Genomic DNA, 9,395 nt, shown 5'->3' with positions numbered 1-9,395 from the left:
TGAACTATACCCCGAATAATGGACACAGTAAAAAAAGTCCCTTATTCGGGGTTTTCTATGCCCTTTTTCTAGAACCCCGTTTATAATCATTTCAGATATAGGGCGGAGGAAATCAAAATGAGTAAGATTTATTTTAATGAATTTCAAATAAAGGAATTAGAGAATAATCCACATGTGAAACAGGTTTCAGATCGTTCGATTGCTTATCATCCAGACTTTAAGGTAAAGGCTATTAAAGAGAATCAAGCTGGTAAATCACCTACCCAAATCTTTATTGAACATGGCTTTGAGTTAGAGATGATTGGATCGGATAAACCAAAAGGCTGCTTAAAACGTTGGAGAAAAACGTTTGAACAATATGGCGAGGATGGCTTCTATACAGAGCGACGTGGGAAAGGAAGTCCAGGAAGACCAAAATCCAAGGAGTATTCGCAGGAAGATCAGTTAAAAAAGGCTGAAGCTCGTATTAAATATTTAGAGGCTGAACTTGAATTTCTAAAAAAGTTAGACGAACTCGAAAGGCAGGCTTCGAAGAAGAGAAAATGACWACGAGTGAAAAATTCACGTTAATTGAACAAATCATTCGCCAATATAATCTTACCAATATGGTCCGTTATTTTTGTGAAATGGCCGAAGTCAGTCGTAGTGGATATTATGCTTGGATACATGCTGAAAGGATTCGATTGACTCACGAGAAGAAAGATTCGCAGGATTATGAACTTATTAAGGAAGTATTTGAGGCCAAGAAGAAAAAAGCAGGTGCCCTCACCATCAAAATGATTTTAGAGAATAAGTATTTTGTCACGATGAACCATAAAAAGATTCGAAGGCTTATGCATAAGTTCAATCTTAAAGCCATAATTCGTCAAGCGAAACCTTATAAGAAATTAGCGAAAGCCACTCATGAGCATAAGGCCGTTCCAAACCACTTAAACAGGAATTTTAACCAAGGWGAACCGAGGAAAGTTYTCCTYACAGATATTACTTACGTTTATTATGGTTCTGGACAACCAGCTTATCTTTCTTGTGTCAAAGAYGCTGTTACACGAGAAATCATCGCTTTTCACTTATCTAGAAGTCTCAAGATGGGGATTGTCTATCASACATTGGAGAAGCTCTCTGATTCCCTAAATGATCTGATTCATCCTGAAGCGATCATTCATTCAGACCAAGGCGTTCATTATACACACCCKGAGTTCCAGCGCCGAGTGAAAGAACTAGGGCTGAAACAATCCATGTCCCGAAAGGGAAACTGTTGGGACAATGCCCCTATGGAATCATTCTTTGGCCATTTTAAAGATGAAGTGGATTATTTGGAGTGTCAAACTTTTGATGAGTTACACCAATTAATTGAAGAATATATGGAAGATTACAATACAAATCGTTACCAATGGAGCCTAAATAGAATGACTCCCGCACAATACGGGAGTCAACTATTAGCTGCTTAATTTATAGGTCTTTTTTTAAGACTGTCCATTTTGAAGGGCACAGTTCACTTTTGAAGGGTGCTTTTCTTTTTTTGCCTCCATTGGATTCGACAAATGTTTCGTTGGGTTTACATTTTATGTCAAAGGAAAAGCCGGATAAAAATAGAATATACATACTATAGAAAAAATACAGATTAGGAAGGTGCATTCATGGAGGAATTTAACCGGCTTATAAACAATCAGTTGAAAACGATGGATAAGCTTTTACTTTTACAATCCGAAATCGAAAGATGCCAAGATATAGAGAAGCAGCTCCTTGACCAGCAAGAGGAGAGTGAAGCAGTCAACATTCAGGAAGAGATTCAACTTAAAAAGCAGGAATTGAAAAGTATCCATGATATGTTCGAGAGGCAAACGGAGGAAGTCATCCGTTATTTTCAGCAAGGACAGGCTGCGATACAATAAATAACTGGCTAATTTCTAAGTTAAAATGGGTGGATGGTCAGGCTTTTTTGACTTATTTACACATTTTCACAGGGAGATTAGCCACTTTTGTTTTAAATTTATGAATAAATCGCTATAATATAGGAATATAGGGTAAATGGAAAAAAGTATATATTTTAAATACACACAACAACTGCAAACGGAATAGGGCACAGTACGCTGTCAGGGTGTCTATAGAAAGTAGGGAGAGATAAATGGGGATTGTTCCTGCCGAAGGAGGAAAAATCCAAATCCATAGCTATAAACATAATGGACATATCCATCGTATCTGGGAAGAGACAACCGTTTTAAAAGGGACCCAAAATCTGGTGATAGCGGCGAATGATCGTACTATGGTAACGGAATCAGATGGAAGGACCTGGATTACGAGAGAGCCGGCGATTTGCTATTTTCATTCAAAGTATTGGTTTAATGTTATTGGAATGTTGAGAGAGGACGGGGTTTATTATTATTGCAACATCAGTTCCCCGTTCACATACGATTCGGGAGCATTGAAATACATTGATTATGACCTGGACATTAAAGTATTCCCAGATATGACGTTTAATTTGCTGGATGAGGATGAATATGAAAGGCATCGGAAAGAAATGAATTACCCAGATGCCATCGATTCAATATTGAAACAAAACGTAGACTATTTAATTTATATGATACGCCAGCGAAAAGGACCATTCTCCGCAGAGTTTATTGATAGTTGGTATGAACGCTTTTTGACCTACCGATGAAAGAAAAGCCTGCTGCTTAAATAAGCAGGCTTTTTCTATTGTGTACCATACCTACCCACTGATCGGACCATCCTAGAAAGCAGGAATGATTTTTTAAAATACCCAGGATATCTTAAAACCCTTGCCTCCTATAAATGTGTATGAAAGATATTGAATGAAATCCTTTTGATAGTTAATCTTCGAAAAGGAAAATATAATTGAAAAGCGCATGTAAGATTCCAAGTAGGCTGTTATGGAATTTTTTTAATATTTTGATGTAATGAATCAGAGAAATGGAGGAATTCCGTGGAGAGCATTAAGAGATATTTGCAATTCGTTAAACCGTATAAATGGCAGATAACCGGGACGGTATTGATTGGACTGTTGAAGTTCGCTATTCCGCTTTTGCTTCCATTGCTCAGTAAGTATATAGTGGATGACATCATCGGAAATGGCGACCTGTCCAAAGCTGTGAAGTCCGAACGCCTTTTATGGGCAATGGGCATCATGCTGTTCATTTTTGTTGCGGTTAGACCTCCGATTGAGTATTACCGGCAGTATTTCGCTCAATGGACTGGTACGAAAATCTTATATGATATTCGAAATGATTTATTTACTCATATACAGAAACTGAGCTTTAAATATTACTCCAATACGAGAGTGGGCGAGGTCATCTCAAGGATGATCACGGATGTGGAACAAACGAAGAATTTTGTCATCACGGGTTTGATGAACCTTTGGCTGGATATAGCAACGATTATCATAGTGATAGCCATCATGTTTAAGATGGACGTGAAGTTAACCATTGTTTCCATCATCATGCTTCCATTTTATGCATTTTCAATTAAGCATTTCTTTGGCAAGCTAAGAACCTATACAAGGATCCGGTCACAAGCGTTAGCGGATGTACAGAGTCACCTTCATGAAAGGGTTTCAGGGATGTCAGTCATCAAAAGCTTTGCGATAGAAGACAGGGAACAGGAGTTGTTTGCGAAGCAAAACAAGAACTTCCTGGATAAGGCCCTAAAGCATACGAGTTGGAATGCTAAATCATTTGCTGTCGTGAATACGATTACGGACATTGCCCCCCTACTAGTGATAGGTTTTGCCGGTTATCAGGTTATTCATGAACAATTATCGCTTGGTACCATGGTTGCTTTCGTTGGTTTCATAGACCGACTTTATAATCCCCTAAGACGATTAGTTAACTCTTCGACGACAATGACCCAGACATTGGCATCCATGGATAGGGTTTTTGAGTTTGTGGATGAGAAGTATGATATTGATGATGAACCAGGGGCGAAAGAGCTGGAGCATGTAGACGGCAGAATTACCTTTCAGGATGTTTCGTTTGCTTATGACGAGAAAGAGGCATCCGTTTTAAAACATATAAATTTGGATGTTAAACCAGGAGAAACCATTGCACTTGTTGGGATGAGCGGCGGAGGGAAATCCTCAATCGTCAGTTTAATTTCCCGTTTCTATGATGTGACTGAGGGAAGAGTATTATTGGATGGGACGGATATCCGTAAATATCAAGTCCGCAGCCTAAGAGATAAAATCGGGATGGTGCTACAGGATAATATCCTATTTAGTGAATCGGTTAAGGCCAACATCCTTATGGGTCGGCCCGATGCAAGTGATGAAGAAGTATTCGAAGCCGCAAAGGCTGCGAATGCCCATGACTTCATTATTGGTCTAAAAGATGGGTATGAAACCAAAGTCGGAGAGCGGGGAGTCAAATTATCCGGAGGCCAAAAGCAACGGGTTGCCATTGCGAGGGTATTTTTGAAAAACCCGCCTATCCTTGTGCTGGATGAAGCCACATCCGCTTTGGACTTGGAGAGTGAACACTATATCCAGGAGGCGCTTGATATTTTAGCGAAAAACCGGACCACCATCATCGTGGCCCATCGCTTATCGACCATCACACATGCCAATCGGATCGTCCATATCGATAATGGGGAAATTACCGAAACGGGAACACACGAAGAACTCATGAAAAAGCAAGGGAATTACTACAGCCTATTTCAAGTGCAACAATTGGATTCTTAAGGGAAAAGGGACGACCAGATTATTTTCAGCCGATGAAAAATCCACAAGAAAGACCATTCCACCTAACGGGAATGGTCTTTCTTATTATAATGATGAACATTACTAACCGGGACGTACCCTTTATGAAATTCTTTTTTTATTCGGCAATTTTTTCCTGCCAGGAAGAAATTGCGGAAGATACTTAATTCCCTCAGGCAAGGCGATGCCGACGATGATCAAGCACATACCGAACCATTGCAGTGACGTAACCTGTTCATTCAAGAAGATGACTGAAACGACCATCGCTGAAGGCAATTCCGCTGCACAAAGGATCGTTCCAAGCCCAACCCCCACTTTTGGCAAACTGACAGCAAAGAAAAAGAAAGGAACAAGAACACCCAAAGTGCCGAGTAACAAACCGTAGTACCATAGGTTCGTTTGGACAAGGTTCGTAACAAGCGTGACCGGGTCAGTCGTGAATACAGCAGTCAGCATGGCACCCGTTGCAATGAAAAACAACCGTTTCATTGAAGATTCCCCAACTGCGAATTGAGAGTTGCAGTACATGTATAGCGCAAAAAGCAACGCAGACAATAGTCCGAACAATACTCCTTTTAGGCTTAGGGCAGATAGAGGCTGACCAAAGATTGCCCCCGCCAATAAGGTACCGATGAAGAGAACGAATATGGCTATGAGTTTATTTTTATCAGGGCGCCTTTTATTTAAGAAGCTTTCAATAAGGACGCCTATCCAGGTAAATTGAAATAAAAAGACAACGGCAATCGATGCGGGAAGCTCTGATACGGAAACGGCATATGCCTTTCCGACGAAAGTGGACATCATGCCCGTGAATAATAGTAATCCGGCACTCTTCCATGAAACTTTATATTTAAACGAAAAAAGAAATAAAACGGAGACAATCAGCCAACCTACGAGGTATTGACTGCCGACCAGCTCTCCAGAAGAATGGCCATCCATAAATCCAAACTTGATCATGGTGGATAATGTCCCATATGAGATCGAACCAATTAAGACCATTATGATATATTTCAAAAGTTGCATGTTTTTCACCCCTATAAAAATAAAAATCGCCACCTGCCAAAAAGGCAAGTGACGAACGAAAAAAGGAAATCCTTTTAAAATTCCGTCTCTCAACAAAAGCTGAGTTTAAAAAATGTTTGGTGTTGCATTAACTTAGCTTAAATTCTTTGTGAATATTTGTCAACCAGAAAAATAAGTAAAGCCTGCAACTCGATCTTTAAACTGAAGGCGTGTCAGAGAGCGGAGAGGATCCTTTCATGGCATATAAAACAAAAACCCCCAAAGGCAAATATGCCGGATAGGGGGCGTGTTTCAGTCGCCATTTTGCTGGAAATCTTCCAATGTACCACGGTACTCTTCGTCTTTCATTTTGCGAAGGTTAGACTTTTTTTCTATAGGTGGCTCATCGTTAGGCTTTTGATTGTGAAGCTTGGAAAGTGCCGAACGATAATCCTGGTCTTTCATTTTCAATTCATCATTGTCTGTTGGGGTGATGATTTCGGTAATGGGAACATCATCCGAAGAAGAAGCGGACTCTTCCGACGAGTTCTCTTCCTCCACTGGCTTATCTTCAGGTGTTAATGCTTTGATATTGAATGTGATCAAACCCGTAATCGCTAAAATGGCAACGATGATAATTAGAATTATGCCCATTGAATCAAGCCTCCTAGAGCTCGTTTGTGAATGAACGGGTGACATGGGCTACCCGTTTTCCTAATGCTTCTCCAAGCTGTAAGTCATTTTTGGTTATGTTGTCATCCACACCGGGAGGGCAGCTTATCCCTACACCATAGTAGGAGCCATATAAGGCGTTTTCCGGGACCGTACCGGGTAAACCGACAATGATCATGCCTTGATGAAGCATAGGGGTGATTAAGTTCAGCATGGTAGCCTCAAGCCCGCCATGTATGGTGGCAGTCGTACAGAACACAGCACCCACTTTATTGATCAGCGCACCTTCTGCCCATAGATATCCAAGTTTATCAATCCACGTTTTCAAGCTCGAACTGATGGTGCCGAAATGACCCGGACAGCCCCAAATGATGGCGTCCATTTCCTGAAGCTTATAGACATCCGCCTCGTTTACATGGTCAATGAGTACCTCAGCCCCAGGAACCGCAGCGGCACCTTGAGCTATTGATTCGGCAAGTGCCTTTGTATGGTTTCCTTCACTGTCATATACAACATAGATCTTCATCCTAATCCCCCCATTTAATTAAACCGATTTTTTTACTGGCGAAGGCAGCAAAGGTACATCCAATTTTTCTTGTTTAGCTTGTTTGATTGCTTTGTCCTTCCGAACGTCACGCAAAAACAGTGAGAGAACTATACCGACAATAGCAAAACCTGTTGCCCAAAAGAATGCATCATTGATTCCCATTACATTTGCTTGACCCTGGATTTTTGAAGAAATCAGCGACATAGCAGTCTCCTGTGCCTGCTCACTAGTTTGATTCATCGAACTCATGATGGATTGAACGATTGTTTGGAAATTCTGAACAAAACCAGGATCACTTGTACTCATTTCAGATCCTAAAGCAATGCCATGGAAAGAAGCACGGGTTGTATAAATGGTCGTCACGAAGCTCGTACCAATGGCTCCGGTAACTTGTTTCAGCGTATTGCTCATTGCCGTACCATGTGTATTCAAATGCTTAGGAAGCTGATTCATCCCAGCTGTCATGATTGGCATCATCAGTAAAGACATTCCAAGTGAGCGGATGGCATAGATGATGACCAAAGTAGAATAGGTGGTTTCCGTAGTCAATTTTGCGAACTCGAAGGTTGTAATGGCAGTAATCGCTAAACCAACAAGTGCTAATGGACGAGGCCCGACCTTATCAAATAACGCTCCTGAAATGGGTGACATCACCATCATCACAAGGGCCCCGGGTAACATCAATAGACCGGATTGAACTGGTGTGAATCCGCGTAGAGTCTGTAAATATATAGGCAATAAGAATATCCCGGTAAACATGGCCACTGTAACGATGGCGGAAATGATATTCGATAATACGAACATGTCATACTTAAATACACGGAAGTCGAGCATAGGCGTTTCCGATTTTAACTGTTGAACCACAAATAAGGTCAGAAGGATAAGACCAATGATGATGGTTCCCAGAACGATGGAATCCGTCCAGCCTTTGGATCCTGCTTCACTGACACCGTATAGTAACGATGCAACACCTATCAAGGATAGTGAGGCGCCCATCAAATCCAATTTGATTTTCTTGGGTTCTGCTACATTACGCATACTTAAAAAGGCAAGTGTCATGATAATCATGCCTAATGGCACCATTGCGTAGAACATGACCCGCCAGCTATATTCCTGAATGACCCAACCTGATAAGGTCGGTCCGATGGCAGGGGCAAACATAATGGCCAGTCCAAAGATTCCCATTCCTTTCCCGCGCATTTCAGGAGGGAAGACGAAAAGAATGATCGTCATGACCAATGGCTGTAGAATCCCGCCGCCCGCCGCCTGAATCAGCCGACCTGTAAGGATGACGGGGAAATTTGGTGCGATGCCGCAGATGAATGTCCCGACGGTGAAAAGAAACATGGCTGCGAGGAATAAAATCCGCGTGCCAAACCGTTCTATTAAAAAAGCGGACAGTGGAATCAAAGCCCCATTCACGAGCATGAATCCAGTTGATAACCATTGAATCGTAGTAGCAGCTACATTAAATTCGGCCATCATCCTCGGCATGGCGACACTAAGCAGGGTTTGATTCAAAATGACCATGAACAAACCTAGCATTAAGATAATTAACATGGGGGCAAACTGTTTCATTCCCTTGTTTTCATTTACTGATATTGTTTGAGAAGCCATTTAAGGAAAGCCTCCTTTCTATATAACTGTGTATGCCGGTTTATTTTGTTGAAATTTTCACTTCTGCGTTCATACCAGGCAGAACTTTATCGGAGGGTGCTTTAATGGAAATTTTAACAGGTACTTTTTGAGTGACTTTCGTATAGTTTCCGCTGTTGTTTTGATTGCCCATCACTGAAAAGACGGACGTTGTAGCATAACCGATCTGTTCCAATGTACCTTCGAAAACAGTATCGGGATCTCCATCGATGATAATATCGACGCTGTCACCTTTTTCAATATCCTTCAATTTATTTTCTTCAATATTAGCTGTTATAGATAAATCATCCATATTGATAGTCTGAGCAAGAGTTTGACCAGCTTGAACTAGCTGCTCATCATGCACTTGTGATTTAACGATTGTACCTTGTGCTGCTGTTTTTACTGCTTCTTTTCCGTCTAAGGTGGTTACATAGGCAACTTTGTCATTCTTACTGACGCTGTCTCCTTCGTGTAAGTCCCAATCTGCTAATTTACCGGAAGCGGGGGCAACGATTGTATATAGATCTCCTGACACTTTCGCTTCATCCGTTTTAATGAAATTCGTGCTTTCATAATAGTAATAAGCCCCACCGGCTACTACCGCTAATATAATAACCAAACCAATGACATTGATTAAAACTAAACGTCCTCTATTCACTTATTTCGCCTCCAAAAAAATATTGATGATTGATTCTTGTAATCCATTGTTGATTCACTTTCATTAAATGACTTCACCTATTTGATTGCAGCCTCCTATATCCAATATATATTAGTTAACTTTAATAAATATTAATTTTCGTAAGTATTAATATTATTAAGTAAAGAGTT

The 9,395-nt window shown here is 40.9% G+C and carries 9 protein-coding genes; 4 read left to right on the top strand and 5 right to left on the bottom strand.

Annotation, left to right across the window (positions count from 1 at the left end; translation table 11 throughout):
* The first annotated feature begins 117 nt into the window (after positions 1 to 117).
* The 4 genes from AC1DVK_RS22580 (at position 118) to AC1DVK_RS22565 (ending at position 4,690) form a co-directional block, all read left to right on the top strand.
* Positions 118 to 1,448, top strand: a protein-coding gene (locus tag AC1DVK_RS22580; protein ID WP_477627421.1) for an IS3 family transposase whose coding sequence is annotated in 2 segments (ribosomal slippage) — positions 118 to 505 and positions 505 to 1,448 — 1,332 coding nt in all. Because the reading frame shifts where the segments join, the coding sequence is not laid out codon by codon here.
* A 189-nt stretch (positions 1,449 to 1,637) separates the two neighbouring features.
* Positions 1,638 to 1,892 carry a YgaB family protein gene (locus AC1DVK_RS22575; RefSeq protein WP_089362897.1) on the top strand — a complete coding sequence of 85 codons (255 nt, stop codon included), beginning with the start codon at positions 1,638 to 1,640 and terminating at the stop codon, positions 1,890 to 1,892.
* Positions 1,893 to 2,125: 233 nt separating this feature from the next.
* A complete protein-coding gene (gene ntdP / locus AC1DVK_RS22570) occupies positions 2,126 to 2,656 on the top strand; it encodes a nucleoside tri-diphosphate phosphatase (protein ID WP_048685440.1) in 531 nt (176 codons plus the stop codon).
* Between the two features lie 285 nt (positions 2,657 to 2,941).
* Positions 2,942 to 4,690 (top strand): ABC transporter ATP-binding protein, encoded by a 1,749-nt coding sequence (locus AC1DVK_RS22565; RefSeq protein ID WP_410863808.1) that lies wholly within the window; start codon positions 2,942 to 2,944, stop codon positions 4,688 to 4,690.
* Positions 4,691 to 4,810: 120 nt separating this feature from the next.
* On the opposite strand, the gene AC1DVK_RS22560 is transcribed toward AC1DVK_RS22565, so the two are convergent.
* The 5 genes from AC1DVK_RS22560 to AC1DVK_RS22540 form a co-directional block, all read right to left on the bottom strand.
* On the bottom strand, positions 4,811 to 5,731 hold the full coding sequence (locus tag AC1DVK_RS22560) for an EamA family transporter (protein ID WP_410863806.1): 921 nt from the start codon (positions 5,729 to 5,731) through the stop codon (positions 4,811 to 4,813).
* Between the two features lie 291 nt (positions 5,732 to 6,022).
* On the bottom strand, positions 6,023 to 6,364 hold the full coding sequence (locus tag AC1DVK_RS22555) for a hypothetical protein (RefSeq protein WP_477627420.1): 342 nt from the start codon (positions 6,362 to 6,364) through the stop codon (positions 6,023 to 6,025).
* Positions 6,365 to 6,377: 13 nt separating this feature from the next.
* Positions 6,378 to 6,908 (bottom strand): NAD(P)H-dependent oxidoreductase, encoded by a 531-nt coding sequence (locus AC1DVK_RS22550; protein WP_318685485.1) that lies wholly within the window; start codon positions 6,906 to 6,908, stop codon positions 6,378 to 6,380.
* Positions 6,909 to 6,926: 18 nt separating this feature from the next.
* Positions 6,927 to 8,546, bottom strand: coding sequence for a DHA2 family efflux MFS transporter permease subunit (locus AC1DVK_RS22545; protein ID WP_410863802.1), 1,620 nt, complete (start codon positions 8,544 to 8,546; stop codon positions 6,927 to 6,929).
* Positions 8,547 to 8,586: 40 nt separating this feature from the next.
* Positions 8,587 to 9,225: a biotin/lipoyl-containing protein gene (locus AC1DVK_RS22540; protein ID WP_061461741.1), complete on the bottom strand. Its 639-nt coding sequence runs from the start codon at positions 9,223 to 9,225 to the stop codon at positions 8,587 to 8,589.
* Between the last annotated feature and the right edge of the window lie 170 nt (positions 9,226 to 9,395).

The sequence above is a fragment of the Peribacillus sp. P4_B1 genome (assembly GCF_056402395.1).
The sequence above is the reverse complement of the archived record's forward strand: the minus strand, read 5'-3'. Positions and strand labels throughout refer to the sequence as shown.

What these genes read in the sequence shown, in the direction of transcription:
- AC1DVK_RS22575 (WP_089362897.1), top strand. Translation starts at nt 1,638, where the DNA reads ATGGAGGAATTTAACCGGCTTATAAACAATCAGTTGAAAACGATGGAT.
- ntdP (WP_048685440.1), top strand. Translation starts at nt 2,126, where the DNA reads ATGGGGATTGTTCCTGCCGAAGGAGGAAAAATCCAAATCCATAGCTAT.
- AC1DVK_RS22560 (WP_410863806.1), bottom strand. Translation starts at nt 5,731, where the DNA reads ATGCAACTTTTGAAATATATCATAATGGTCTTAATTGGTTCGATCTCA.
- AC1DVK_RS22555 (WP_477627420.1), bottom strand. Translation starts at nt 6,364, where the DNA reads ATGGGCATAATTCTAATTATCATCGTTGCCATTTTAGCGATTACGGGT.
- AC1DVK_RS22550 (WP_318685485.1), bottom strand. Translation starts at nt 6,908, where the DNA reads ATGAAGATCTATGTTGTATATGACAGTGAAGGAAACCATACAAAGGCA.
- AC1DVK_RS22545 (WP_410863802.1), bottom strand. Translation starts at nt 8,546, where the DNA reads ATGGCTTCTCAAACAATATCAGTAAATGAAAACAAGGGAATGAAACAG.